The organism is Flavobacterium sp. OHVDL-2026-0007 (genome assembly GCF_059882335.1).
Map to the genome: position 1 here is coordinate 2,453,512 of NZ_CM187612.1, position 25,230 is coordinate 2,478,741.

Here is a 25,230-nt window from a genome sequence, read left to right on the forward strand (position 1 = left end):
ATATGTTTAAAAAAGTTTTAGTTTCCGAAGATTTAGACAGCATCAGCATTGCTGTAATTCAAGTACTTGAAGACTTAAAAGTACCTACAATACATCATGTTAAGTATTGTGATGATGCCTTAATCAAAATAAAGAAAGGACTAATTGAAAATGAACCCTATGATTTATTGATCACTGATTTGTCCTTTAAATCGGATCATAGAGAAACAAAGCTTGCCACTGGAGAAGAACTTATCGAAGCGGCAAACCAGGTACAACCAAAACTAAAAAAGATTGTATTTTCCATTGAAGACAAATCATACCGTATAAAATCTCTTTTTAATGATCTAGGAATTAATGCTTATGTTTCCAAAGGAAGAAATAGCATTACTGAATTAAGAAAAGCCATCGAAGGAACCTATAGCAATGAAGAAAAAATACTTTCTTCAGACCTCTCTTTTAGCTTTAATGAGAAAACCTTAATTGAAATAGAATCTTATGATATTTCAATTTTAAAATTATTATCACAAGGCTATATCTTAGAGAATATCTCAAGTGAATTTAAAGCTCTGTCTATAACGCCAAACGGAACAAGTAGTATCGAAAAAAGAATCAATAAGTTAAAAATTTACTTTAAGGCCAACAATAATGTGCATTTAATTGCCATTGCAAAAGATTTTGGATTGGTATAAATTTTATTTGCTTTTACGGATTCACGTAAAGAAATCCTTTTTTATAGCTCTAAATTTGTATAGAATCTATTGATAAACTGATGAAACAAAAAGAGAAAAACCCATTCCAGAAAGTCCTCTCAAAATTTAATACAACCCAAAATATAATCCTAATGAAAACAATGTTACTATGCCTTTTTCTATCTGTAAGTTTTGCACTTATATCTGAAGGAGCAGGATGGTTGGACATCGATTGGAAAATTATATTCATCCCTGCACTACTTGTCTTGCAAATCATCATCATAGCAACTGCTTTAAAAAACAGATATAAAAAACATTAATTTTATTGTTTAATGTTTTTCATACCCCTATTTCACTCCTTAAACGGATCTACACTATCACGATAGCGACTTGATTAAAATCAAAAGCAACTTATCTAGATTAGACTTCAACTCAAAGATTAAAAAAGAGCACTCCCCTAAATACCATTCCAAAATTCAGGCTATAACAAAATTAGTCTTTGAAAATGGTGTTAAAATGAGAATAAGAAATAATAGTCGAATTTCGAAATGCGTATATTTGACCATTACCATTTTACATGAAAAAAATTCTCATCCTCGTTCTGCTTTTATTCGCTGTTTCTTCCTTTTCGCAAACCAAAATTCTATCATGGAATTTGGCCAACTTTGGAAAATCAAAATCGGAATCTGAACTTAACTTTATTGCCAATACCCTACTTCATTACGACATCATTACCATACAGGAGGTTGTAGCTGGTTACGGAGGTGCTCAAGCTGTTGCAAAATTAGCCGCAAGCTTGAATCAAAAAGGAACTAAATGGGATTATATCGTCAGTGATCCTACTAGTACTAGCCCTACTAGCAATGGTCGCCACAAAACAGAACGTTATGCTTACCTCTGGAAAACAAACAAAGCCAAATTAAAAGGAAAAGCTTGGCTAGAAAACAAATATGGTCTGGAAATTGAACGAGAACCCTATTTCGCAACTTTTGAAATCAATAAAAAAGCGATCACCTTAGTTACCTATCACGCCATTACCAAAAACAAACAGCCGGAAACCGAGATCAAGTACTTTAAGCTTTTACCTCCTTTATACCCTAATCTAAATTTAGTTTTTATCGGAGATTTTAATTGTCCTCAATCCCATTCGGTATTTACCCCCTTAAAGAAAATGGGATATGTTCCTATTTTGCAAAATCAAAAAACATCCTTAAAGCAAATGTGTAAAAACAATGTTTGTTTAGCCTCCGAATTTGACAATATCTTTTACAAAACAAATACGATACAGTATACCAATTCAGGCATAATTCCATTCTACACCAATTTCAGCACCTTAAAAGAAGCGCGAAAAATATCGGATCATGTTCCTGTTTGGTTTGAATTTTCTATGAACTAAATTAGGTCTTTAGCTTTTTCTTTTTTGCCGCTGGAAACAAAACATTGTTCAATATCAATCGATAACCCGGAGAATTGGGATGCAAATCCAATACTGTCGGAGGATCTCCAACCTGATGCTGATAATCTTCAGGGTCATGTCCCCCAAAAAACGTATACATACCTTTTCCTTTTTCACCGTGAATATATCGAGATTCGCCATTAAGCTCACAGGTCCCCATCACAAGCACATTTGATTTTATCAATGCAGAATCAAAAGAAGTCGTTTGCCCCATGAATCCCTTTACTAGTTGCGTATGATTCTGGCACAACATACTGGGAATAGGATCCCATTTGGCCGAAAACTCCATTAAAGAAAAATAGTCCTTATCAACCGGAAGATTTCGTTTGTTGGTCATATCAATATCCGAAAACTCATATACGTCGGGTTTTCTCTCCAACTTAAAATCTTTAAAAGCGAATGAATTGGCATAATTTAATTTTGATTGGTAATTAGCATCACTGGCATCACCATCAAACATCGCTTCACAAATATCCACTCCATCCGCAGCAAGCGCTATATCAAAACTATCTGTAGCCGAACACATCGCGAACATAAAACCACCGCCAATGACAAAATCTCTGATCTTTTTGGCTACAGCTCCTTTTTCCTGAGAAACTTTATCAAATCCTAATTTGGTCGCTAAAGCCTCTGAACTTTTCTTTTGTTCTATATACCAAGGTGTGTTTTTGTAAGCCGCATAAAACTTACCGTACTGTCCTGTAAAATCTTCATGATGCAAGTGTAACCAATCATATAGCAACAATTGATCACTTAACACTTCTTCGTCATAGATTGGTGTAAAAGGTATCTCTGCATAAGTCAGTACTAATGTTACAGCATCATCCCAGGGTTGTTTCCCTTTTGGCGTATATACCGCAATTTTAGGTGCTTTTTCAAGAATAACGGATTCCATATTTTGAGAAGGACTCGAAATTTCGTTTAATATAGCTCCCTCTTCAGCATCTGAAAGTATTTCAAAACTTACTCCTCTAATTTTGCATTCTTTACGGATCTCTTCCACATCTGGAAGTAAGAATGACCCACCTCGATAATTAAGCAACCAACTAGCTTTATAATCTTTGCTGAGACACCAATAGGTAATTCCGTATGCTTTTAGATGATTTTGTTGCGTGGTTTCATCCATCGGTACTAAAATAAACGATGCTTTTGTACTAAATGAAAGTAGCAATACGAAAATACAGATTAGACTCTTGTTCATTATAATATTATTTTAGTAAAGATATAAAGGAAGCAACAAAGAAAATAATAGAACCAATTGTTTTTATTGAGCAGTCGTAACATTACTTAAAAGTTAAATAATACGACGCTCCATCTTATGAAGTTAAAAACAGGTAAAAACACGCATACTGCACTAAAAAAATCTACCTAAATTTACGAACCCAAATCATCAAACTAATCTACGTAAAAATCGAAGCTATGAAGTTTAATGATAGTAACAACCAACCGAAAGGACTAAATGTGATACAAAAAATTGGTCTCTGTCTACTCGTACTGACCATTATCTTGTATTATATCCTGTCCATACAGTTCCTAACCACTTAGGTCTAAAAGGTCAGAACAGCAATTTCATTTTGAATTGCATACACGACTAAACCCGCAATATTTCTAGACTCCGTTTTTAGTAATAAATTATTGCGATGTCCTTCCACTGTTCTTGGACTTAAAAAAAGAAGCTCCGCAATTTCTGAAGTGGTCTTTTGCTGGCAAATCAGCTGAAGAATCTCTATTTCACGAGGCGAAAGAAAATTAGTTTCTAAAGTACCCCTTGACTGTTTAGACGAAACGATGGTGTCTTGAATGGTTTTCAACACATTCGTATTATAATAAAATCCCTTTTTCGCGACTTCATTAATGGTATGAATTAGTTCTTTTGGAGTGGCATTTTTTATCAGGTAAGCCACCGCTCCTATTTGAATCATATTGGCCACAAATGATTTTGAATCGTAACTCGTCAAGGCAATAATTTTAATCTCAGGAAAAGTTTTTCGAATAATCTTTGTGGCTTCAACACCATTCAAAACAGGCATTTTCAAATCCATGATAATAATATCCGGTTTTATTTCTTGCTTATCTAACAATGAAATAAGCTCATCTCCGTTGGAAGCTTCAAAAATAATTTCGATATTTTCTTCCCTTTGCAATAAAAAAGAAATTCCTTTTCGAAATAAAACTTCGTCATCAACTAAAGCAATTTTAATAGCGCTACACATTTTATTTAGATTTTCTGTTCTTAAGCCCGAAATTACAAAATATGCACTACAAAATCAGCAAATCTCTTGGCTATTTGGTGCTAAAAACGAACATATCACAAAATAAGATTAGAAAGTAAAAAGAACAGAAACCCCTTTGTTGATTTCTGAATTCATTTCAATAGTTCCTTTTAGAAAAGAAACCCTACTGTCTATGTTTTTCATTCCCAATCCTTTTTGATTTGTCTTATTTTGCATGTCAAAACCTAATCCATTGTCTTTATACTTACAGGTTTGAATACCGCCTACCTTTTCAAAAACAATCCCTATTTCGGTGGCTTTTCCATGTCGCAAAGAATTATTCATTAATTCCTGTAAAATTCGAAAAACGTGTAAATGAAGATCGATATCCCTTTGATCAAAATCAATTTTATTTTCATAGGCTACTTTGACTGCCTTACTACTTTCAAATTCATGACATAATTCTTCAACACCCGCATTGAGTCCAAACTTTTCAAAAACAGGTGGCATCAAATTATGGGCTATTTTTCTAGAATTCTCTAAGGCCTTTGCCGTTAAGCTGATAATGTTTTCGGTAATTTCGCTGGTCTCCGCTGGGGTTAAATTGGAAGAACCAAGCAGATGACTATTCAGCGATACAATATTGAGTTTTGAACTGATGTCATCATGTAAATCCTGGGCAATCCTTTTGCGTTCTTCCTCTTGGGCAATGATAATCGCATGTAACTGCTCTTTTTGGTGATGAATTTCCAGATCTCTCTTTTCTATTTCCTTTTGGATAATTTTCTTCCTAGAAAAATAAAAGAACAACACCAAAACAAGTCCCATCAATAAAAACGACACACAACTAAAAATAACAGTAGCTACTATTTCGGATTCTGGTATAACTTTCAAACTCATAGCAACCTACATTTTTAATGGTATTACATTATTGCTCTCTAAATCAAATATATCACATTTAATTTGATTACACTAAAAGTCTTACAAAAAATAAAATCTCTACCAAAACATAACGTCTGATAGAGATTTTAAGCATTTTAAATTCAATAACACTTTATTGAAGCAGTATACTAACGCTCAGCGTAAACACGAAGAATATCATCTGAACCGTACTACCTACCTGCTTTCTATAAATACCCCGTTTACTAAGGACTATTCTTAAATAGAAATTGCTTTCTTTTCAAAGAAAATTATTTTCCATTGATAAAGTATAAACAACTGATACACCACATAGAGTATCGCATTAAGCATCCAAGTGATCATATTGAAATTATCACTAAATTTTGTCGTTAGATTACCCACTAAAAATAAAATTGTACTTCCGAAGAGGTACAAGAGAATTCCCATATTGATAAAATAAAATGACTTCTTTTCATCCAACATATTATAGAAATGAAATGTCGCATAAATAATCAACAAAAATGAAGTAATAAAAATTTCGTATAAATTAAACTTAAAAAGCAAATCGGGTTTTACTCCATATTGAGTGCCTAAAGTCAATAAAACCAACACAAAGCCGATTTTGATTGCTTTTTTCTGAAATGGATCCTTTACTAAGGCTAAATAAAATAAGCTCAAGGTGATAAACTGCCCTATAAAATACAAATGAGATACTATGAGGTTACTCCCGTATCGCTGCGCACAAAAATGAGCACTTAACTGAATACCTATGATCACCAATAAATAAAGTGTAAAAATTTTATAGGCCTTAGCCTGTTTAAAAAAACCTATCCCAAATAATAAAAAGTTAATCAATAAGAGTACATATCCAGCGTTAATAAAAAATACACGCATCCTTTATATATTCATAGGACTGCTTGGATCAGGCTTCCCAGGAGGGCAAGGTTCTGTAAAATCATAAATACCCGCTGTAACTACAGACTCTTCATCTGTACAAAGATAACCTGGAATCATATCTACATAAATTCCCTTCTCTTCATCCCACTTTGTCCCTACCAACATGAGCGTTTCCTCTCCTTTTTCATTAATCCCCACATAAGCTCTTGCAGCATCAATACCTTGCGCTAAAACCAAAGCTAGATTTTGTGACGGAATCAAATAAGAATCAACTCTTTTTCTAGTTTGATCATCTTTTAAGGCTTTCCACTTTTTTACCCATTCCTGTGCCGTTTTCAAAGGAATTTTAGTATCCCCATTTTTAAGTTTGTTGTGTTTCATAATATCAATTAGTTTTTGGTTACGAGTTAATACGCAATTGATTACTTTACAATTGTTATGCTAATCTACTGAATAATATCTACAAAAATTAACATTTAAGCACAAAAAAAAGCCTTGAAAAGGCTTTTTAAATATATTAAAATGGAACATCTCCATCATCATCGTCCTCATTGAGGTTACTACCAAATGCTTCGTTAGGCGATGGCAAACTTTTGGTAATGAACGGATTTTCATCGTGGTTCATCTTAGATGGTAAATCATCATAATTACCTGAAAAATCATCCAAGTTATCAAATTTTCCAAGATGTCCAATAAATTTCAATCGGACGTTTTCGATACCACCATTACGGTGTTTAGCGATCATAATTTCCGCTTGACCAGTGGTTGGCGAAGCCTCATCATCATCCCATTCGTCAATTTTGTAATATTCTGGTCGGTACAAAAACGAAACAATATCAGCATCCTGCTCAATCGCTCCAGATTCACGAAGATCCGATAGCAAAGGACGTTTACTAGATCCACGCGTTTCAACCGCACGCGACAACTGTGAAAGTGCTATCACAGGCACGTTTAGCTCTTTTGCCAAAGCTTTTAAGTTTCGGGAAATTGTCGAGATCTCTTGCTCACGATTTCCTCCCCCTTTAGCATTACCTCCAGCGGTCATCAATTGCAAATAGTCAATAATAATAATTTTAATACCGTGTTGTGAAACCAAACGACGACATTTTGCTCTTAAATCGAAAATAGAAAGTGATGGCGTATCATCAATAAACAATGGTGCTTTCTCTAAGTTCTTCACTTTGGTACTCAACATCGTCCATTCATGAGGCTCTAACTTACCTGTACGCAATTTCTCTGATGATAGTCCTGTCTCTGACGAAATCAACCTCGTAATCAACTGAACTGATGCCATCTCTAAAGAGAACAAAGCTACTGGATGTCCAAAATCGATGGCAATATTTCTAGCCATTGAAAGTACAAAAGCCGTTTTTCCCATCGCAGGTCTCGCTGCAATGATAATTAAATCACTTGGTTGCCATCCAGAAGTCAGTTTATCTAAATTAGTAAAACCAGTTTCAACACCACTCAATCCTTCTTGCTTAGAAATCTCTTCAATACGTTTTTTAGCTTGTAAAACTAAACTCTGAGCTGTTTCAGAACTACGTTTAATATTTCCTTGTGTTACCTCGTATAATTTTGATTCGGCTTGATCAAGCAAATTAAATACATCGGTAGTCTCATCATAAGACGCTTCAATAATTTCAGAAGAAATTCGAATCAAACTTCTTTGAATAAACTTCTGAAGAATGATACGAGAGTGAAATTCAATGTGCGCCGAAGACGCGATTTTTTGCGTAAGCTGAATTAAGTAAAAATCACCACCTGCTAATTCTAATTTTCCATTTTTCTTCAACTGAGCCGAAACGGTCAGCAAGTCAATTGGCTGGGTGTCGGTAAAAAGTTGAACGATGGCTTCAAAAATATATTTGTGTGCATCTTTATAAAAAGCATCGGCTTGTAAAATATCAATTACATCATCTACCCCTTTCTTATCAATCATCATCGCTCCAAGCACAGCCTCTTCTAAATCAAGCACTTGTGGAGGGAGTTTACCTTTTTCTAAATTAATAATAGTGGTTTTATCTACCTTTATAGGGTTTACATTTTTGAAATTTTCCATATAGCGAAAGTAACAAAATTTAAAAAAAAGATTGCTATCTAGTTATAACTATTAATTGTTTATAAATAAGTTTTTTTGTTCATAACCAAAAAAAAATCCGAAACGGTAAGGCTTCGGATTGTAATTTGTTTTGTACGAATTTACTCCTTATACTCACCCATCTTACTGTATTTATCCATTCTCTGGGCAATTAAGTCAGCTGTTGATAAGTCTTTCAATTCATTGTATCCTTTGGTAATGTATTCTGCTACCGTTTTGAAAGTAGTTTCGCGATCATAGTGCGCACCACCTAACGGTTCTGGAATAACATCATCAACTAATTTTTGTCTTTTCATGTCTGAAGAAGTCAATTTTAATGCTTCTGCAGCCTTCTCTTTATATTCCCAGCTTTTCCATAAAATAGAAGAACATGATTCTGGAGATATAACAGAATACCATGTATTCTCTAGCATATATACTTTATCACCTACACCAATTCCTAAAGCTCCACCAGAGGCACCTTCACCCACAATAATGGTAATGATAGGCACTTTTAAACGAACCATTTCAAAAATATTTCTTGCAATAGCCTCACCTTGTCCGCGTTCCTCAGCTTCCAATCCTGGATAAGCACCTGGAGTATCCACTAAAGTAAGCACTGGTATCCCAAATTTCTCTGCCATTTTCATCAAACGCAAAGCTTTACGGTATCCTTCTGGATTTGCCATACCAAAGTTACGGTATTGACGAGTTTTGGTATTATACCCTTTTTGCTGACCTACAATCATAAACGATTGCCCGTTTACTTTTCCTAATCCACCCACCATTGCTTTATCATCTTTAAAACTTCTGTCTCCATGAAGTTCTAAGAATGTATCACCACAAATGGCTTTGATATAATCAAAAGTATACGGTCTATTTGGGTGTCTAGACAACTGAACACGCTGCCAAGCAGTAAGGTTTTTATATATTTCTCTTTTTGTTTGCTCTAATTTCTTGTTGATTTCCTTGCAGGTTGGCGTAACATCAACATCAGATTCCTTTCCAATTATAACACACTTTTGTAACTGTTCTTCAAGTTCTTTTATTGGAAGCTCAAAATCTAAATATTCCATGGATTTTTGAATTTTGTTTGTAAATCGAACCGCAAATATAAAAATATTATATCATTGGTACAGATAATTATTAGTAAAGTATCAAATTGTAATTTAAAAATAAGGAAACTATTACACTTCCTTCTTATTCTTGTAATGTTTAAAAACGCCATTTAAAATAACTGTAATGACAATTATTAAGGCGCCAATATAAAATTCCGTACTCATTTTTTCTTTTCCTCCTAGAATAAAATAAGCCAAAACAATTCCGTAAACAGGCTCTAAATTAGTGGTTAACATCACCGTGTAAGGGGATAGTTTTTGCATGACTTTCACTGAAGCTGTAAAGGCATATGCCGTACAAACAGAAGCTAAAACAAATAGCAGTAACCAGTTATTGGTTGACATCATAAAGAAATCAACATCGAATTTCCCTTTGATCAAAAAATAAATGGAGATAAAGAAAAAGCCTGCCACAAACTCATAAAAGGTAATTACTGAAGGATCATGATTCGAAATCAGTTTTCCATTCATTAAGGTAAACAAAACACCTAAAATAATCGAGGCCAATGCATAATACATGCCATGCAGGTATTTCACCTCCACTTGCATGATCAAGGCTAATCCAGCGATAATAATCAAGCCGAAGAATACCTCATACAACAATACTTTCCTTCCATAAAAAAGCGGTTCCAATAAAGATGCAAAAAAGGCCCCTAATGAAAATATAGAAAGGGTTATTGAAACATTAGAAATATGAATGGCAGTAAAGAAGAAAATCCAATGCAAGGCAATGAGCAATCCCACAAAAATAAATTTGGCTAATGATGCAGCTGACACTGTAAATGATTTCCTTTTAGACACTAAAAACAGCGCTATAAAAACACTCGCAAAAAGCATGCGGAACCAAACCAAATTCTCGGCATCGATGGTAATTAATGCGCCTAAAACAGCCGTAAACCCCCAGATAAAAACAATTAAATGTAGGTTTAAATAACTTTTTATACTATCGTTTCGCATTACGTAATAAGTAAATCGCCAGAATTCCGAAAGCTATATTCGGGAACCAAACGGCAAATAGAGGTGAGAAGGTAGATTTTTCCGCAAGTGTACCAAATATTTTATCAAAAAATACAAAAGAAAAGGCAATTGCAATTCCAATAGCTAAATTGGTTCCCATACCACCACGGCGTTTCATTGAAGAAACCGCTACAGCAATAATCGTTAGAATAAAAGCAGAAACAGGTACGCTATATTTTTTATAAAGCACAACCAAATAGGTGTTTATATTGCCCGACCCCCTCTTTCTTTCTTTATCAATAAAGTCAATCAATTTGCCCAACGGAAGTGTTTCCGCGATATACACTACTGGTGTTAGATCTTCGAGTTCAAACTTAAAAGCAGCTGTTTTTTCAGGAGCTTTCTCTATTACATCATCCAATTGACCTACCGTTCTTTTGGTATAATCATACAGCGTATAGGTTTTGCTTTTCGGATTCCATTTAATACGACTAGCCGTTATTTTATACTTCAACTCCTCTTGTTCAAAATGTTCTAACGAAAAATTAAAAGCCGTTTTAGACTCATCGTTAAAACTATTTACAAAGATAAAATCGTGGTCATTAATTTGCCTATACACATTGGTATTTGCGCCTCGCATTTCAGCTTTACCATTTCCTTTTAAGTACGTATACCTAAAATTATTAAAGCCCTCACTGGCTGCAGGAACAATAAAGAAGCCCATTAAAAGGACAAAAATCGAAACGATAGTAGCCCCTATAATATAAGGTCGTAAAAAACGTGAAAATGAAATACCAGAACTCAAGACAGCAATAATTTCTGTATTATTGGCCAATTTTGAGGTAAACCAAATCACCGATAAAAACAAAAATATCGGGAATAGAGAATTCGCAAAATAAATGGTAAAGTTGTAATAATAGATCGCAATTTCGGTAAACGGAATCTTGTTTTCTATCATTTTATTGACCTTCTCGGAAACATCAATTACGATTCCAATAGGAATAAACAAAAGAATCATCACCGAAAAAGTGGCCAAATATCTTTTTAATATATACTTATCTATTATCGTTAGCATAAAACTTTTAGTTTCAAGTTTAAAAGCTTCAGGTATTCAATTCCAGGTTTCAAGTTCTTCACAAAAACTTAAAACCTGAAACCCCAATAACTGGAAACTTCTTATAGTCTTTGGCTCATATTTTTAACCATCATTTCTTTCCATGGTCTAAAATCTCCAGCTAAGATATGTTTTCTAGCCTCACGAACCAACCACATATAAAAACCAAGATTATGAATCGTCGCAATTTGTTTTCCTAAATATTCATTCGCTGCAAACAAGTGACGTAAATAGGCTTTTGTATAGTCCGTATCCACCCAAGTAATCCCCATCTCATCAATCGGTGAGAAATCGGCCTCCCATTTTTTATTTTTAATATTGATGGTCCCGTTTGCTGTAAACAACATACCGTTTCTGGCATTTCGAGTTGGCATTACACAATCAAACATATCAATACCTAAAGCAATGTTTTCAAGAATATTAATTGGCGTCCCAACCCCCATTAAATAACGTGGTTTGTCTTCCGGTAATATTTCACAAACCACCTCAGTCATCGCGTACATTTCTTCTGCTGGTTCCCCAACAGACAATCCTCCAATAGCATTTCCTTGCTGACCTGAATTGGCAATATATTCCGCCGATTGACGACGTAAATCTTTATAACAACTTCCTTGAACAATTGGAAAAAAAGTTTGCTCATATCCGTACTTAAAAGGCAGTTTTTCTAAATGGGTCGTACAACGATCCAACCAACGATGCGTCATATGCATAGAGCGTTGTGCGTATCTATAGTCACAAGGATAAGGTGTACATTCATCAAAAGCCATGATAATATCGGCTCCAATGGTACGTTGAATTTCCATTACATTTTCTGGTGTAAAGACATGATAAGACCCATCAATATGCGACTTAAACTTCACCCCTTCTTCCTTAATCTTACGATTACTAGAAAGCGAGTATACTTGATATCCACCAGAATCAGTCAAAATATTACGGTCCCAGTTCATGAATTTATGCAACCCACCGGCTTTTTCAAGAATTTCGGTCTGAGGACGCAAATATAAATGGTACGTATTTCCAAGAATAATATCAGGATTGATATCCTGTTTTAGCTCTCGCTGGTGCACTCCTTTTACAGAAGCAACTGTTCCAACAGGCATAAAAATAGGCGTTTCAATTACGCCGTGATCTGTAGTAATACTCCCTGCTCTCGCTTTCGATTGAGGATCTTTTTGTAATAAATCAAACTTCATCTGTTTCTTTTTTCAGTCGGCAAAGATAGGCTAATTTGAAGAAATTTTAATTAGATAATTAGATATTTGGTCAATTAGAAAATTAGATATTGATTCTGCCAAACCTGAAACTTAAAATATTAACCTTTTGAACCTTCACAAAGCGCGGACGAACTGTTATCTCTTTTGTTCTAGAACTTTTCATTTCTAATTAAGACCTGACTTATACCACAAAACAATGCCGGTTCCATCAGAAATTCATAAATTTGAAAAAACCGACCAAAAACCATCTGTTGCGACAAAGGAAAGAATTAAATTTTATCAGGCTACACGAAGTCGAAGACCACTAAGCAAAGTCTTCACCCTAATAAAAAACCTGTTTAAATCCACGAAAACCTGCGTTCCATCAATATTACCGCAGAAAAACACAAACAAAAATGAACTTAGCCCAAAAACTAGGATACCCTAAAGACAGTAAACTATTAATCATTCATGCCGATGATGCCGGACTATCACATTCCGAAAATCAGGCCACTATAAAAGCGCTCCAAAGCGGATCCGTAAACTCTTATAGCATAATGGTACCTTGTCCGTGGTTTTATGAAATGGCTACATTTGCCAAAAACAATCCAAACTATGATTGTGGCGTTCATTTAACACTGACCTGCGAATGGGATAATTACAAATTCGGGCCTGTACTTCCTGCCTGTGAAGTGCCAAGTTTAGTAGATCAAAATGGTTATTTTTACAAAACCAGAAAAGAGTTCAAAAACAAGGCAAAACCAGAAGAAATCAAAAAAGAACTTACGGCTCAAATCGAAAGAGCCATACAGTTCGGAATTCGACCTTCACACCTTGATTCTCATATGTGTAGCGTTGGCGTAACTCCTCAAATTTTAGAAATCTACAAAGAACTTGGAAAAACTTATAATTTACCCGTTTTCATCAACAAACATTTTGTGGAATCTATCAGCCTCTCAGATGAAAAATATAATTTTGAAAACACTCTTTTAGCAGACACTCTGTTAATTGGACATTTTGACGATTTCGAAAAAGGAGATCTTGAGAAATCTTACAAAAAAGCTTTAGACAGCATTACCTCAGGATTTAACATTTTCCTGCTTCATCCCGCTTTTGACGATTCTGAAATGCAGGGCATCACTATACATCATCCAAACTTTGGTTCGGCGTGGCGCCAAATCGACTTTGATTACTTTACAAGTCCAGATTGTAAAACAAAACTAAAAGAAAACAACATTCAATTAATTACTTGGAAAGAGATTGCTGGAATTAGGTGATTTAATTAAACACACTCTAAAGCCCCCGATTGAAGCTAAAGACTTTTCTGTTTAATTCAACAAAAACAGCGTATCTCTAACATCCTATCTAAAAATTCCGAAATATTTCAGCATTTTTTTGCCAACTATAAAAAAAGATCTATAATTTAACAAATACAACAAACTAAAGCAAAAAATCATTTGTCTTACCGCAAAATAAAATTTACTTTTGCCATAGTTTAACTTTTACACATAAAATGAAGCCTAACACACAACAATTAAGCGATTTAACTATCCAAGTAAGAAGAGATATCCTTCGAATGGTACATGCTGTCAACTCAGGTCACCCAGGTGGTTCACTAGGTTGTACAGAATTTTTGGTTTGTTTATACCAAAACATTATGGACCGTAAAGAAGGTTTTGATATGGACGGAATTGGAGAAGATCTTTTCTTCCTTTCAAACGGACACATTTCCCCAGTATTTTATAGCGTTTTAGCACGTAGCGGTTATTTCCCTGTTTCAGAACTTGCTTCTTTTAGATTATTAAACTCACGTTTACAAGGGCATCCAACAACTCATGAGGGATTACCTGGAGTTCGTATTGCTTCTGGTTCATTAGGACAAGGTTTATCTGTAGGAATTGGAGCAGCTCAAGCTAAAAAATTAAATGGAGACAAACATTTAATTTACACCCTACACGGTGATGGTGAATTACAAGAAGGTCAAAACTGGGAAGCCATCATGTATGCTTCTGCTAAAAAAGTTGACAACCTTATTGCTACTATTGACCTTAACGGAAAACAAATTGACGGAACAACGGATGAAGTTCTTGCAATGGGTAGCATTCGTGCTAAATTTGAAGCTTTCGACTGGGATGTTCTAGAAATTGCTGAAGGAAATAACATCGAAGCAATCCTTGCTGGATTAGCTGATGCTAAATCAAGAACAGGAAAAGGAAAACCAGTTTGTATTTTATTACACACTGAAATGGGTAATGGTGTAGACTTTATGATGCACACACATGCTTGGCACGGAAAAGCACCAAACAATGAGCAATTAGCAAATGCCTTGGCTCAAAACTATTCTGAAGATCAAATCGACTATTAATTCTAGGATTTAATCACGGTAATCAGTTCCATTTTAGGAAGTAATAAAATTTAGATTCTTAGAATCTCAAAAAGAAGAAAAATGAAAAAATATACAAATACAGGAAGTAAAGATACTCGTTCGGGCTTTGGAGCGGGAATGACCGAATTAGGTCAGAAAAACGAAAATGTTGTTGCATTATGTGCTGATTTAATTGGTTCATTAAAATTCGACGATTTCAAGAAAAATCACCCAGAACGTTTTTTTCAAATCGGTATTGCTGAAGCAAACATGATTGGTATTGCTGCTGGATTAACTATTGGAGGAAAAATTCCATTTACAGGAACTTTCGCTAACTTTTCTACAGGAAGAGTTTACGATCAAATTCGTCAATCAGTTGCCTATTCAGATAAAAACGTAAAAATTTGTGCTTCACACGCTGGTTTAACACTTGGCGAAGATGGAGCAACACACCAAATCTTAGAAGATATTGGATTAATGAAGATGTTACCTGGAATGACAGTAATCAACACTTGTGATTACAACCAAACCAAAGCAGCAACTTTAGCATTAGCAGATCACCATGGTCCAGCTTACTTGCGTTTTGGACGTCCAGTTGTTCCTAACTTTACTCCTGCTGACGAGCCTTTCGTAATTGGAAAAGCCATTATGCTAAGCGAAGGAACTGACGTTACTATTGTAGCAACAGGACACTTAGTTTGGGAAGCGCTTATTGCTGCTGAAGCTTTAGAAGCTAAAGGAATCTCTGCTGAAGTAATCAACATCCACACAATCAAACCACTTGACGAAGAAGCAATTCTAAAATCATTGGCTAAAACAAAATGTGTAGTAACTGCAGAAGAGCACAACATCCTAGGAGGTCTTGGAGAAAGCGTTTCTAGAGTACTTGCTTTAAACACACCAGCTCCACAAGAGTTTGTAGCTGTAAACGATAGTTTCGGTGAATCTGGAACTCCTGAGCAATTAATGGACAAATACAAATTAAACAATCAAGCGATTGTTGATGCTGTTGAAAGAGTGATCAAGAGAAAATAATTCTCAAACATACCCATAAAAAAACCTCGAAATTATTCGAGGTTTTTTTATGGGCTTTTCTCAAGTAGAATTTAGCACTACCGTATCAAACAAGCCGTATCCCAATACACCTTCAATCACCTTACCGCTGAAGCTTTAAATCTAACAAAAATGCCACTAAGGTAATCACTACCAGCACCACAAGAGTTCACAGCTGTACACCATAATTTGGGTGAGCTGAAACTCCTGAGCAATTCCTATACAAATTGAACAATCAAACGATTATTAGTGCTATTGAGAGCGTAATGAAAAGAAAATAATTTCCGAATATTCGACCATAAAAAAAAGCCTCGAAAATCATTTTCGAGGCTTTTTTTTATTTATCGACTAAAATTTAATTCTGTTTAATTGGATAAGTCTTATCCAAATGAATTCTCAATCGTGGATTAGCGGTATAATCTTCGAGTATAAAAGCTTTAGGATTAGTTGCAGATTCCGGTTTAGCAGGATCTTTAAGCGCTCCTGTAGGTCTTCTAGGAATTCCTCTAGGCTCTGTTTCATCCGTGTTTGGCGTATTCGGATTATCCACTATTGGTTCCCAAGGATAGTATTTACTCAATCCAAAATTATACCCCCCAACAATACCAATCTCACCAACTGGCTTGGCAGTTTCAAATCTAGTTGTAAACCCATCTCCATCATCGTCAGCATCAATGTAATCAGCAAAACCATCTCCATCGGTATCATCAACTAAATCAGCTGGAGGATTTGGGAATTTTACTTTATCTCTGAAATCATATAAATAACCATCATTATTTAAATCTTCTAAATAATCTGGAATTCCATCTGGAGCAGCAACTGCTTGACCATTGATAATTTGAAAATCATGATCCATTCTTACTAGATCAAACAACTTAAAACTAAACACCAAAGGTGAATAAGCCGGTATTTTTCCTTTAGCAGAACCATAATACGCTAATCCAGAAGGCAAAAACATAACACCAGCTCCATAATTATCATGCATTATAGATCCATCCTCTCCAGTGACAGATGTACCGGTTTTGAATTGTGGAAAAATTTCCGACCAACCCTCGATTACAGGATCAGATGCGTACGCATACAACATAAAGTCAACTCCATAACCTTTTGACGAATCAAACTCAGTCCCATTTAACAAAGTTCCAGTATAAGAAGCATTTATATTATCGGTATTAGTAGGAGACACCCCCAAACCTTTTCTCAAGGTTAAATAATACACCTTATAGGTAACATCGTTATTATAAACATCTCTTGATTGCAAAGGATACTGCGTTTGATCATAAATCGAAGTTTGTGTTCCTCCAGCAGGAATTTTAGCAATTTTTATATCAAAATCAGCCGTTACTTCCTCAATATAATTAGTCTTTAAATATTTAATGATCGAATCATTATCTGCTTTGTATTGCTCCTTATAATCTCTTAACGGAACCACCTCTACCTCATCATCATCACTTTTATTACAAGAGACCAACGAAACACCCGCGAGCAATAGAATAAAATAATATTTAAATCTGTTCATTATTGTTAATTTTTTAGGTGCGCAATATACAATATTGATTTATTTTTGTAAAGAATTTAACTTCGATTTTAGAAAAATTATGCGAATAGACAAATACTTATGGTGCATGCGCTATTACAAAACTAGAAACATGGTAACAGAGGCCTGTAAAAAGAACCATGTCACTGTAAATGGACAAGTTGCCAAACCTTCGAAAGAGGTTTTTCCCACTGATAGAATTACCTTTAGAAAAGATCAAATCACGCAAATCATTACCGTACTCGACATCCCTGAAAGTCGCGTAGGAGCAAAACTTGTGGATATATACAGAAAAAACGAAACACCTGCTGAAGCCTATGCGCATTTAGAGCTATTAAAACTCTCTAAAGAACACTACCGCAAAAACGGAACAGGAAGACCTACCAAAAAAGACAGACGAGATATTGATGAATATGGAAATGAAATTTTCAATGAGGACGAAGAAAACGAAGCCCCTAGCTAACGGTTCCTAATTCCCAAACCATCTTAATCAAAAAAGCGCATTTAAAAACCCCAACACCCTAAGGCATATCAGCAGAACTTACAATTTACCTGCCGACCTTTCCTTTTTTATATTTGGAATTGAACACTGGAATTTCAAACATGAAATTTGTACATTAGCAAAAAAAATACATCATGAGCAAAAATATCATCTTAACCAATCAAGAAATCGAACACAAAATAAAGCGTATCGCCTATCAAATATACGAGACATTTGTTGACGAGGAGGAGATTGTCATTGCTGGTATTGCTTCTAATGGATCTGTTTTCGCTCAAAAAATTGCACTAGCACTAAGCAACATTTCTACACTTAAAGTCTCTCTGTGCGAAGTTAGAATCAACAAACAAGACCCACAACAACCGATACAAACTTCTTTGTCCAAAGATGAATACAAAAACAAAGGACTGGTACTTGTTGACGATGTATTAAACTCAGGCACCACTTTAATATATGCGGTACGTCATTTCTTAGACGTTCCTCTTAAGAAATTCAAAACAGCAGTACTGGTTGACAGAAACCACAAAAAGTATCCCGTAAAGGCCGATTTTAAAGGAATATCACTTTCTACCTCTTTACTAGAGCACGTTCAAGTCGTTTTTGATGAAAACGGAGACGATTACGCCTTCTTAAGTTAATACAACAAGCCCGTTTCTTTCATTGTTCAATCAGCACATAACACCAGAGGCTATGCATGCTTGACATCAACATGTCTATCAAGTAAACAGTTCATTGCAAACACTCCTATTTCCTACCTACCTCACATTGACACTATAAGCGTTTCCTATCACTAGGAACCAGCATAGGACACCCATAGGTACTTTCAAATAAGCCCATACCCCATCAGCTCTTATCCATAATACATGGACAAGAACACTCTACAACATTTCTTTTGAAAAATGCAAAACAGCAGTATTTATCATCGAAACAACAAAAAGCTTTCCGTACAGGTTTATTAGGAATAAATACCAGCGCACACCCATTATCAGAACACTTCTAGTTCCTAGTTACAAAAACAGAAACAATAAGCACGCTTCTTAGTCTAAAACAGCCAAAATATCCTGAACTGTCTCCTCTATCGTTTTATCATCTACAACCACCTTATATTGCGCATGGTTATAATAAAAGCTTCTATCGAACAAATGCTTCGCGATAAACTCTCTCATTTCCTCCTCATTCATATTGGCGATCAATGGACGTTTACTTTTATTATGGACCAATCTATTATATAAAGTATCAATTGACGCTTTCAGATAAATCGAAATCACATCGTCTCTTTTTAATAATTCATGGTTATTGGCATAACATGGCGTTCCGCCACCCAATCCTATTATACTGTTTTCTGAAGATTCCAGTAATTCAACAAACATTTCGTGCTCCAATTTCCTAAAATAGATCTCTCCAAATTGTTCGAAAATTTCATTTATAGACAAATTTGCTCTTTTTTCGATACATTTATCCAGATCTAGAAACGGAATATTGGTGTTTTTTGATAAGCTTTGGGCAATTGTCGACTTCCCGCAGCCCATATATCCTAATAAGATGATTTTTTTCATTTCAATAATACCCTATAAACTAAGGCGTTGTAAATTTTGTTTTAAAAAAGACAAATTTATAATAAAAATGCTTGCAAATAATAAAAATAACTCCTTATATTTGCACCCGCATTCAAGGGACGAATATGACTCGATAGCTCAGTTGGTAGAGCACATCACTTTTAATGATGGGGTCCTGGGTTCGAGCCCCAGTCGGGTCACAAGTTTGACTTATAATACACGTTTTTTGAAAGCATTGACTCGATAGCTCAGTTGGTAGAGCACATCACTTTTAATGATGGGGTCCTGGGTTCGAGCCCCAGTCGGGTCACAAAAGGTCGAGTATTCGTGTACTTGACCTTTTTTTTTCGGCCACGTGGAGAAACGGTAGACTTGCCATCTTGAGGGGGTGGTGCTCGCAAGGGCGTGTGGGTTCAAATCCCACCGTGGTCACACTAAAAAATAATTTGCTATACTTGCAACCACATTGCAAGAAACAATATAGACTCGATAGCTCAGTTGGTAGAGCACATCACTTTTAATGATGGGGTCCTGGGTTCGAGCCCCAGTCGGGTCACAAAAAGTTAATTTTTTTACAGACTTAACTTTTTCGTAACACGTGGAAAACAACAGACTTACCTACTCGTTAGGTTGGCACCCGAAAGGGATAGCGGATATTAATTCCACTAAGGTTAGAAAAACATAAATAATTTGTTATATTTGCATCCTCATTGCAAGAAACAAATAAGACTCGATAGCTCAGTTGGTAGAGCACATCACTTTTAATGATGGGGTCCTGGGTTCGAGCCCCAGTCGGGTCACAAAAAAGGTCAAGTATTCATTTACTTGACCTTTTTCATTTTAGACAAATCAAACCGTATGGTTCGTACTTTCCTTTTGGCGCCCAAACACCATAATTTAACGCATAGGTCCACTTGTCTTTTTACCATGACAACCAAATAGGCCAAATATACAGATCCCCAAAACAAATTGTTTTATTGGTAAAAACATAAGTACCCGATCCTGCTTGACTAGAATAATAATCCAATGCAATATTAGCCGTTGGACTATTGAACATAGGAATCATCATCATTCCCCAATCGGCACCAAGAATCTTCCCTTTCCCTCCGTAAATAGCCATGAGAATAAAAAAATCCGTTTTGACATTTTGTGAAATACCAAGCAAGGTCAGATTATCTGGAGCAGAATCAATCAACTGATCCGACTTTTGGCCCGAACCGTTATAATAATTCATATTAACGTAACCATACCTGTACAATCCCTCCAGGATGTGGTGCAAAATAATCATTTGGATTAAATGATGAACCGTTATAATGTCCTTGAGAAAAAACGACCGTACAAACCACCAACATTAAGAATAGTATTCTCTTTTTCATAGCGTTCTTTTTTAGCGGTTTAATTACTCCTTTTTACCCTCCATCTGTCCTTATTTACTATTCATAAGAAATTTTGCGACAGCATGATAGGCAGGCAAAGAATAAGGATCATTGGCAGCATTACCAGCCACAGGATGAGACGAGAAACGAACAATAACCATATCTGCTTTTGGATCTACATAAATAAGCTGTCCGTGAACACCACGAGCACAAAATGCACCATGCTCGTTATGGGTAATCCACCACATGTCACGATAACTCCATCCTTTTAAAAGCGAATAACCCGCTTTAGCAAATGCTTTTTTACTACCGCCTTTTCTAATATCGTCAATGGCTGCTTTAGGAATAATCTGCTCTGGACCAACTCTACCCTCATTGAGTATTAATTGACCAAAACGTGCCAAGTCCCTTAAACCTAAATTCAAGCCACCACCAGCAAAGGGTGTTCCGATAGCATCTACCGAATAATAAGCATCTTGTTCAACGCCTAGTTTTTTCCATATTTTCTCAGACAAAACCTCAGCAACCGTTTTTCCAGTAACCCTAGCAATAATCCAACCCAAAACATCTGAATTAACTGTTTTATATCCAAAAGCTTCACCATGAATCCCTTTTTTCTTTACTGTTGGCAGGTATTCATAATAGTTTTTTGGCCCATCATAATCCTTAGGTTTAGGCAACGGATTACCAGCAGCGGAAAATTTCCATATCTCAGCATTAGGATCCGCATAGTCTTCACTAAATTGCAAAGCTGTTGTCATATCCATCACTTGTCTTACAGTTGCATCTCCAAAGGCCGAATCCTTAAGTTCTGGCAAGTACTGCGAAACAATTTTTGTCGTATCAATCAACCCTTCTTTAGCCAATATAATACCTAGAGTCCCTGTGAACGATTTTGTAACCGACATAGCCCCATGCTGACCATCCACTGTCAAAGCTCCAAAATACTTCTCATACACTACCTTTCCATGATGCATCACTATGACACCATCGGCGTAGACTTTTTGTAGAGATTCCTCCCAAGTCATCGGCTGACTCTCCCCTAGAGGAATAAACTTCACTTTATCAATATCCTTTTGACTACTTGACAACACAGCTTTTGCAGCACCCAATCCCCGAGAAACATTTACTGTCGGCATGAATTCACGCATATGAGCCACACTCCATCTAAGAGCTGGAAATTGAAAAAAACTACCATCCTCAAAACGAACGATTCTATCAGGCGGCGGCGGCGTCCCCTTCATCCAGCCCATCTTTACCGGATCGCTTTGCTGTGCATCTAAGTACTTAGGCTTTTCTTGGGCCTTGACCACAGTTCCCCCTATCAACATCAAACAAAAAAAGGCAAATTGAGGATAAGAATAAGTTAGTTTCATATTATCTTAATTTAAATTAATCCATAATAAAACATCGTCAATGCGACAGTCGCGACTTCCTTCTCTTATTTTAACAGAAGAAAAACATAAGATTTTACGCTAAGTTAAGGAGTTAATTCCGAACACTTTACTAAAAATAAAACATAATTTCTTGCAAAAAGAAACACACATAAAGATTATTTCACCAAAGAGCTTCTCCCGCAAAACAAATCTTTCTTAAATTCGTTGCAGAATTACTTAACCTATTCACCTAATCCCAAATTAGTTTATGAAACATTTTTTCCTTGCATCCTTTATGATGATTACTTGCGCTACTTGGGCGCAAGCTGGAGCAGCTTATTTTGACAAAGCCATGAAAAAGGCAGAAACAGGTAATATCAAGGGCGCCATTATCGACTACACCAAAGCCATCAGCATGGATCCCAAATTCACTGAAGCTTACCAAAACAGAGGGGTGGCCAAACTCAAAAGCAACGATCTAAAAGGAGCTCTTGCTGATTTCAGCAAAACAATCGAATTAGACCATGAGAATGCTGATGCTTATACTGGAAGAGCCAACGCAAACTACAAATTATTAAACTTTAAAGAAACCATCGCAGACTGTACTTCCTCTATAGGCTTAAACCCTAATGATTACATCGCTTACAATTTAAGAGCTCTAGCCTACAACAAAATAGGAGACAAAAAGAACTGCTGTGCTGATTTCTCTAAAGCCATCCAATTGGGTAGTCAAAGCGCCATCAAAAACAAAGCTACTTTTTGTAAATAAAAAAAGCACTCCTTAATATGAAGCAATCTGCAAAATTTTACTTTTGCAGATTGCTTTTTTCATTAGCATACTTCCGTGAATTTCATACAAAAGATATCCTTATATTTGTTAGACTAATCACACCTTAATGGCGCTTCTTAAAAAAATAAACCACAAAGCTCAAACAGATAAAAACTCTGGATTCGGCACTAATGCAAACAGTTACGGAGGAAGATTTGTCAATAAAAACGGCACTCCTAATATTGAAAAAAGGGGAATGAATTTACTGCGTCGCATCAGCTGGTACCACACCATGATCGACATGCCGAATTGGAAATTCATGTTTATCTTGTTTGGCTTTTACATTGTGATCAACTTTATCTTTGCTCTTATTTACTACGCCATTGGCATCGAGCATTTGGATGGCATCGCCCAATCACAGAGCGCACTAGAACAGTTTGGACAGGCCTACTTTTTCAGCGCACAAACCTTCACTACTGTTGGTTATGGACACATCAGTCCCACAGGATTCCTAACCAGTGCCTTATCTTCAGCCGAGGCCTTAATTGGTTTACTGAGTTTTGCTATTGCAACGGGATTGTTCTTTGGAAGATTTAGCAAACCTACTGCTTTTTTAAAATTTTCACACAACGCTTTAATTTCACCCTACGGAGAACACAAAGGCTTAATGATTCGTCTAGTCCCCTTTAAAAACACTAATTTCACAGACGCCAAAGCCAAAGTAACCCTAGGAATGACTATAGAAGAAGAGGGCGTAAAAACAAATAAATTTTACAATTTAGAATTAGAATTAGACCGTATAAATGCGCTCTCACTGAGTTGGACCCTAGTACATCCCATTACCCAAAACAGCCCTTTATACAATTTCACTGAAGAAGATTTCAAAAAAACTCATGGTGAGATCCTTGTTTTCATTACTACTTTCGACGATATGTTTAGCAATACCGTTGCAGCAAGAACATCCTATACTTTTGATGAAATCATCTATAATGCCAAGTTTGAAACCATGTACAATCGCAGCAAAGACGGGTCAAAAACCATTTTACATCTGGACCAACTAAACCACTACAAATTAGTAAACCTCTAATAATCTATCATTTTACTCTAGTTTTGAAGTTAATCTCAGATTTTATTTTACTTTTGTCCCCCCTTAATAGTAAAAAATGGTAAACAATATCAAAACTGTTTTCAGCATAAAAGATTTAGAAAATTTATCTGGAATAAAAGCACACACGATTCGCATCTGGGAAAAAAGATACAACATCTTAGAACCAATGCGAACAGATACGAATATCAGACTATACAATTTACAAAACTTGCAGAAACTATTAAACATTACTTTATTACACGAGTACGGTTACAAAATATCTAAAATAGCCACTTTCCCAGAAGAAAAGATCCCAGAATTAGTTCGCGAGATCATTTCAAAGAAAAATTCTCAAAATTATGCCATTACCTCTTTTAAGATGGCTATGATGAATTTTGACCAAGAAAAATTCTTTCACACTTTTGATTGGTTGATTGCTGAAAAAACTTTTAAAGAGGTTTTTAAAGATCATTTCCTCCCTTTATTAAAAGAGTTGGGATTGTTATGGCAGTCCGACACCATAACTCCAGCAAATGAACATTTCATGAGTCATTTGATCAAGCAAAAAATTCTAATCTATACCGAGAGTCTCCAAATCTTAAAACCAACCAAAACCGATCGCGTTTTTGTACTCTCACTTCCCTTAAATGAAATTCACCAGTTAGGTTTACTATACCTTCAATATGAAATCTTATCCAAAGGATACAAAACCATTTATTTAGGAGAAAGCATGCCCATTGAAAACCTACAAGATCTTACCAAACATTTTGAAAACATCACCTTTGTATCGTTTATGACGATACAGCCAGATCGCAGTATTATTAATCAATACGTAAAATCAATGGGACAAAAACTGTTAGTAAACAACAATGAAATATGGTTAATGGGCAATATGGTCGAACACATAGACCAGCAAAATTTACCACAGCAAATACGCATCTTCGAATCTATGGAAGAAACAATTAATACGATCTAATATTTTTTGTTTAAAGTTTTTGTATATTTGTTAAACA

The 25,230-nt window shown here is 35.6% G+C and carries 25 protein-coding genes and 5 tRNA genes; 15 read left to right on the forward strand and 15 right to left on the reverse strand.

What is annotated here, in order from left to right; all coding sequences use genetic code 11:
* Nucleotides 1-2 precede the first annotated feature (2 nt).
* Together AC51AA_RS09605 and AC51AA_RS09610 are read left to right on the forward strand one after the other, a co-directional pair.
* Complete coding sequence (locus tag AC51AA_RS09605) at nucleotides 3-671, forward strand: response regulator (protein WP_500701891.1); 669 nt, start codon at nucleotides 3-5, stop codon at nucleotides 669-671.
* Nucleotides 672-1,248: 577 nt separating this feature from the next.
* The gene (locus AC51AA_RS09610; RefSeq protein ID WP_500701892.1) at nucleotides 1,249-2,067 is read left to right on the forward strand and encodes an endonuclease/exonuclease/phosphatase family protein; all 819 of its coding nucleotides are present in this window, start codon (nucleotides 1,249-1,251) and stop codon (nucleotides 2,065-2,067) included.
* A gap of 1 nt (nucleotide 2,068) precedes the next feature.
* Here AC51AA_RS09610 and AC51AA_RS09615 read toward each other — a convergent pair whose 3' ends face one another.
* The 10 genes from AC51AA_RS09615 to tgt form a co-directional block, all read right to left on the reverse strand.
* Complete coding sequence (locus tag AC51AA_RS09615; RefSeq protein WP_500701893.1) at nucleotides 2,069-3,328, reverse strand: asparagine synthetase B; 1,260 nt, start codon at nucleotides 3,326-3,328, stop codon at nucleotides 2,069-2,071.
* Nucleotides 3,329-3,674: 346 nt separating this feature from the next.
* Nucleotides 3,675-4,340: a response regulator transcription factor gene (locus AC51AA_RS09620; RefSeq protein ID WP_500701894.1), complete on the reverse strand. Its 666-nt coding sequence runs from the start codon at nucleotides 4,338-4,340 to the stop codon at nucleotides 3,675-3,677.
* A 108-nt stretch (nucleotides 4,341-4,448) separates the two neighbouring features.
* Complete coding sequence (locus AC51AA_RS09625) at nucleotides 4,449-5,240, reverse strand: sensor histidine kinase (protein ID WP_500701895.1); 792 nt, start codon at nucleotides 5,238-5,240, stop codon at nucleotides 4,449-4,451.
* 258 nt (nucleotides 5,241-5,498) lie between these two features.
* Nucleotides 5,499-6,134, reverse strand: a complete 636-nt coding sequence (locus tag AC51AA_RS09630) for a hypothetical protein (RefSeq protein WP_500701896.1) — start codon at nucleotides 6,132-6,134, stop codon at nucleotides 5,499-5,501.
* A 3-nt stretch (nucleotides 6,135-6,137) separates the two neighbouring features.
* Complete coding sequence (locus AC51AA_RS09635) at nucleotides 6,138-6,518, reverse strand: hypothetical protein (protein WP_500701897.1); 381 nt, start codon at nucleotides 6,516-6,518, stop codon at nucleotides 6,138-6,140.
* Between the two features lie 136 nt (nucleotides 6,519-6,654).
* Nucleotides 6,655-8,199: a replicative DNA helicase gene (gene dnaB / locus AC51AA_RS09640; protein WP_500701898.1), complete on the reverse strand. Its 1,545-nt coding sequence runs from the start codon at nucleotides 8,197-8,199 to the stop codon at nucleotides 6,655-6,657.
* A 140-nt stretch (nucleotides 8,200-8,339) separates the two neighbouring features.
* The gene (locus AC51AA_RS09645; RefSeq protein ID WP_500701899.1) at nucleotides 8,340-9,293 is read right to left on the reverse strand and encodes an acetyl-CoA carboxylase carboxyltransferase subunit alpha; all 954 of its coding nucleotides are present in this window, start codon (nucleotides 9,291-9,293) and stop codon (nucleotides 8,340-8,342) included.
* Between the two features lie 111 nt (nucleotides 9,294-9,404).
* Nucleotides 9,405-10,292, reverse strand: a complete 888-nt coding sequence (locus tag AC51AA_RS09650; protein ID WP_500701900.1) for a DMT family transporter — start codon at nucleotides 10,290-10,292, stop codon at nucleotides 9,405-9,407.
* Nucleotides 10,279-11,367, reverse strand: coding sequence for an LptF/LptG family permease (locus tag AC51AA_RS09655; RefSeq protein WP_500701901.1), 1,089 nt, complete (start codon nucleotides 11,365-11,367; stop codon nucleotides 10,279-10,281). The genes AC51AA_RS09650 and AC51AA_RS09655 overlap by 14 nt, the downstream gene beginning before the upstream one ends.
* 101 nt (nucleotides 11,368-11,468) lie before the next feature.
* The gene (gene tgt, locus AC51AA_RS09660) at nucleotides 11,469-12,599 is read right to left on the reverse strand and encodes a tRNA guanosine(34) transglycosylase Tgt (RefSeq protein WP_500701902.1); all 1,131 of its coding nucleotides are present in this window, start codon (nucleotides 12,597-12,599) and stop codon (nucleotides 11,469-11,471) included.
* Between the two features lie 416 nt (nucleotides 12,600-13,015).
* Here tgt and AC51AA_RS09665 point away from each other — a divergent pair, with 416 nt between their 5' ends.
* The 3 genes from AC51AA_RS09665 (at nucleotide 13,016) to AC51AA_RS09675 (ending at nucleotide 15,999) form a co-directional block, all read left to right on the forward strand.
* Entirely contained in the window at nucleotides 13,016-13,876 is an 861-nt protein-coding gene (locus AC51AA_RS09665; protein WP_500701903.1) for a polysaccharide deacetylase family protein, read from the forward strand.
* Nucleotides 13,877-14,112: 236 nt separating this feature from the next.
* Nucleotides 14,113-14,964 carry a transketolase gene (locus AC51AA_RS09670; protein ID WP_500701904.1) on the forward strand — a complete coding sequence of 284 codons (852 nt, stop codon included), beginning with the start codon at nucleotides 14,113-14,115 and terminating at the stop codon, nucleotides 14,962-14,964.
* 81 nt (nucleotides 14,965-15,045) lie between these two features.
* Nucleotides 15,046-15,999: a transketolase family protein gene (locus AC51AA_RS09675; RefSeq protein WP_500701905.1), complete on the forward strand. Its 954-nt coding sequence runs from the start codon at nucleotides 15,046-15,048 to the stop codon at nucleotides 15,997-15,999.
* Between the two features lie 373 nt (nucleotides 16,000-16,372).
* On the opposite strand, the gene bamM is transcribed toward AC51AA_RS09675, so the two are convergent.
* Nucleotides 16,373-17,536 (reverse strand): BamM family beta-barrel-assembly machinery protein, encoded by a 1,164-nt coding sequence (gene bamM, locus AC51AA_RS09680; RefSeq protein WP_500701906.1) that lies wholly within the window; start codon nucleotides 17,534-17,536, stop codon nucleotides 16,373-16,375.
* A 79-nt stretch (nucleotides 17,537-17,615) separates the two neighbouring features.
* On the opposite strand from bamM, the gene AC51AA_RS09685 reads away from it, so the two are divergent.
* Both AC51AA_RS09685 and AC51AA_RS09690 read left to right on the forward strand, forming a co-directional pair.
* Nucleotides 17,616-18,017 (forward strand): RNA-binding S4 domain-containing protein, encoded by a 402-nt coding sequence (locus tag AC51AA_RS09685; protein ID WP_500701907.1) that lies wholly within the window; start codon nucleotides 17,616-17,618, stop codon nucleotides 18,015-18,017.
* A 173-nt stretch (nucleotides 18,018-18,190) separates the two neighbouring features.
* Nucleotides 18,191-18,691 carry a phosphoribosyltransferase domain-containing protein gene (locus tag AC51AA_RS09690; RefSeq protein WP_500701908.1) on the forward strand — a complete coding sequence of 167 codons (501 nt, stop codon included), beginning with the start codon at nucleotides 18,191-18,193 and terminating at the stop codon, nucleotides 18,689-18,691.
* A gap of 399 nt (nucleotides 18,692-19,090) precedes the next feature.
* On the opposite strand, the gene AC51AA_RS09695 is transcribed toward AC51AA_RS09690, so the two are convergent.
* On the reverse strand, nucleotides 19,091-19,609 hold the full coding sequence (locus AC51AA_RS09695) for a shikimate kinase (RefSeq protein WP_500701909.1): 519 nt from the start codon (nucleotides 19,607-19,609) through the stop codon (nucleotides 19,091-19,093).
* Nucleotides 19,610-19,736: 127 nt separating this feature from the next.
* Between AC51AA_RS09695 and AC51AA_RS09700 the strand changes: the two genes are divergently transcribed.
* From AC51AA_RS09700 to AC51AA_RS09720, 5 genes are all read left to right on the forward strand, one after another.
* Nucleotides 19,737-19,809: transfer RNA gene (locus tag AC51AA_RS09700), tRNA-Lys, on the forward strand.
* A 37-nt stretch (nucleotides 19,810-19,846) separates the two neighbouring features.
* Nucleotides 19,847-19,919, forward strand: a tRNA-Lys gene (locus tag AC51AA_RS09705).
* A 39-nt stretch (nucleotides 19,920-19,958) separates the two neighbouring features.
* Nucleotides 19,959-20,041 (forward strand) — tRNA-Leu (locus AC51AA_RS09710).
* 51 nt (nucleotides 20,042-20,092) lie between these two features.
* A tRNA-Lys gene (locus tag AC51AA_RS09715) sits at nucleotides 20,093-20,165 on the forward strand.
* A gap of 171 nt (nucleotides 20,166-20,336) precedes the next feature.
* Nucleotides 20,337-20,409, forward strand: a tRNA-Lys gene (locus AC51AA_RS09720).
* A 122-nt stretch (nucleotides 20,410-20,531) separates the two neighbouring features.
* Here AC51AA_RS09720 and AC51AA_RS09725 read toward each other — a convergent pair.
* The 3 genes from AC51AA_RS09725 to AC51AA_RS09735 are packed head-to-tail and all read right to left on the reverse strand — an operon-like array spanning nucleotide 20,532 to nucleotide 22,361.
* Nucleotides 20,532-20,843, reverse strand: coding sequence for a hypothetical protein (locus AC51AA_RS09725; RefSeq protein WP_500701910.1), 312 nt, complete (start codon nucleotides 20,841-20,843; stop codon nucleotides 20,532-20,534).
* A 1-nt stretch (nucleotide 20,844) separates the two neighbouring features.
* Nucleotides 20,845-20,985, reverse strand: coding sequence for a hypothetical protein (locus AC51AA_RS09730; RefSeq protein WP_500701911.1), 141 nt, complete (start codon nucleotides 20,983-20,985; stop codon nucleotides 20,845-20,847).
* Between the two features lie 50 nt (nucleotides 20,986-21,035).
* On the reverse strand, nucleotides 21,036-22,361 hold the full coding sequence (locus tag AC51AA_RS09735) for a serine hydrolase domain-containing protein (RefSeq protein ID WP_500701912.1): 1,326 nt from the start codon (nucleotides 22,359-22,361) through the stop codon (nucleotides 21,036-21,038).
* 268 nt (nucleotides 22,362-22,629) lie between these two features.
* On the opposite strand from AC51AA_RS09735, the gene AC51AA_RS09740 reads away from it, so the two are divergent.
* From AC51AA_RS09740 to AC51AA_RS09750, 3 genes are all read left to right on the forward strand, one after another.
* Entirely contained in the window at nucleotides 22,630-23,130 is a 501-nt protein-coding gene (locus AC51AA_RS09740; protein ID WP_500701913.1) for a tetratricopeptide repeat protein, read from the forward strand.
* A 127-nt stretch (nucleotides 23,131-23,257) separates the two neighbouring features.
* Complete coding sequence (locus AC51AA_RS09745; protein ID WP_500701914.1) at nucleotides 23,258-24,217, forward strand: ion channel; 960 nt, start codon at nucleotides 23,258-23,260, stop codon at nucleotides 24,215-24,217.
* Between the two features lie 76 nt (nucleotides 24,218-24,293).
* Complete coding sequence (locus AC51AA_RS09750) at nucleotides 24,294-25,193, forward strand: MerR family transcriptional regulator (protein ID WP_500701915.1); 900 nt, start codon at nucleotides 24,294-24,296, stop codon at nucleotides 25,191-25,193.
* The last annotated feature ends 37 nt before the right edge of the window (nucleotides 25,194-25,230 follow it).

Bases quoted from the DNA above. Each gene is read 5' to 3' on its own strand.
- AC51AA_RS09605 (WP_500701891.1), top strand. From the start codon at position 3: ATGTTTAAAAAAGTTTTAGTTTCCGAAGATTTAGACAGCATCAGCATT.
- AC51AA_RS09610 (WP_500701892.1), top strand. From the start codon at position 1,249: ATGAAAAAAATTCTCATCCTCGTTCTGCTTTTATTCGCTGTTTCTTCC.
- AC51AA_RS09615 (WP_500701893.1), bottom strand. From the start codon at position 3,328: ATGAACAAGAGTCTAATCTGTATTTTCGTATTGCTACTTTCATTTAGT.
- AC51AA_RS09620 (WP_500701894.1), bottom strand. From the start codon at position 4,340: ATGTGTAGCGCTATTAAAATTGCTTTAGTTGATGACGAAGTTTTATTT.
- AC51AA_RS09625 (WP_500701895.1), bottom strand. From the start codon at position 5,240: ATGAGTTTGAAAGTTATACCAGAATCCGAAATAGTAGCTACTGTTATT.
- AC51AA_RS09630 (WP_500701896.1), bottom strand. From the start codon at position 6,134: ATGCGTGTATTTTTTATTAACGCTGGATATGTACTCTTATTGATTAAC.
- AC51AA_RS09635 (WP_500701897.1), bottom strand. From the start codon at position 6,518: ATGAAACACAACAAACTTAAAAATGGGGATACTAAAATTCCTTTGAAA.
- dnaB (WP_500701898.1), bottom strand. From the start codon at position 8,199: ATGGAAAATTTCAAAAATGTAAACCCTATAAAGGTAGATAAAACCACT.
- AC51AA_RS09645 (WP_500701899.1), bottom strand. From the start codon at position 9,293: ATGGAATATTTAGATTTTGAGCTTCCAATAAAAGAACTTGAAGAACAG.
- AC51AA_RS09650 (WP_500701900.1), bottom strand. From the start codon at position 10,292: ATGCGAAACGATAGTATAAAAAGTTATTTAAACCTACATTTAATTGTT.
- AC51AA_RS09655 (WP_500701901.1), bottom strand. From the start codon at position 11,367: ATGCTAACGATAATAGATAAGTATATATTAAAAAGATATTTGGCCACT.
- tgt (WP_500701902.1), bottom strand. From the start codon at position 12,599: ATGAAGTTTGATTTATTACAAAAAGATCCTCAATCGAAAGCGAGAGCA.
- AC51AA_RS09665 (WP_500701903.1), top strand. From the start codon at position 13,016: ATGAACTTAGCCCAAAAACTAGGATACCCTAAAGACAGTAAACTATTA.
- AC51AA_RS09670 (WP_500701904.1), top strand. From the start codon at position 14,113: ATGAAGCCTAACACACAACAATTAAGCGATTTAACTATCCAAGTAAGA.
- AC51AA_RS09675 (WP_500701905.1), top strand. From the start codon at position 15,046: ATGAAAAAATATACAAATACAGGAAGTAAAGATACTCGTTCGGGCTTT.
- bamM (WP_500701906.1), bottom strand. From the start codon at position 17,536: ATGAACAGATTTAAATATTATTTTATTCTATTGCTCGCGGGTGTTTCG.
- AC51AA_RS09685 (WP_500701907.1), top strand. From the start codon at position 17,616: ATGCGAATAGACAAATACTTATGGTGCATGCGCTATTACAAAACTAGA.
- AC51AA_RS09690 (WP_500701908.1), top strand. From the start codon at position 18,191: ATGAGCAAAAATATCATCTTAACCAATCAAGAAATCGAACACAAAATA.
- AC51AA_RS09695 (WP_500701909.1), bottom strand. From the start codon at position 19,609: ATGAAAAAAATCATCTTATTAGGATATATGGGCTGCGGGAAGTCGACA.
- AC51AA_RS09725 (WP_500701910.1), bottom strand. From the start codon at position 20,843: ATGAATTATTATAACGGTTCGGGCCAAAAGTCGGATCAGTTGATTGAT.
- AC51AA_RS09730 (WP_500701911.1), bottom strand. From the start codon at position 20,985: ATGAAAAAGAGAATACTATTCTTAATGTTGGTGGTTTGTACGGTCGTT.
- AC51AA_RS09735 (WP_500701912.1), bottom strand. From the start codon at position 22,361: ATGAAACTAACTTATTCTTATCCTCAATTTGCCTTTTTTTGTTTGATG.
- AC51AA_RS09740 (WP_500701913.1), top strand. From the start codon at position 22,630: ATGAAACATTTTTTCCTTGCATCCTTTATGATGATTACTTGCGCTACT.
- AC51AA_RS09745 (WP_500701914.1), top strand. From the start codon at position 23,258: ATGGCGCTTCTTAAAAAAATAAACCACAAAGCTCAAACAGATAAAAAC.
- AC51AA_RS09750 (WP_500701915.1), top strand. From the start codon at position 24,294: ATGGTAAACAATATCAAAACTGTTTTCAGCATAAAAGATTTAGAAAAT.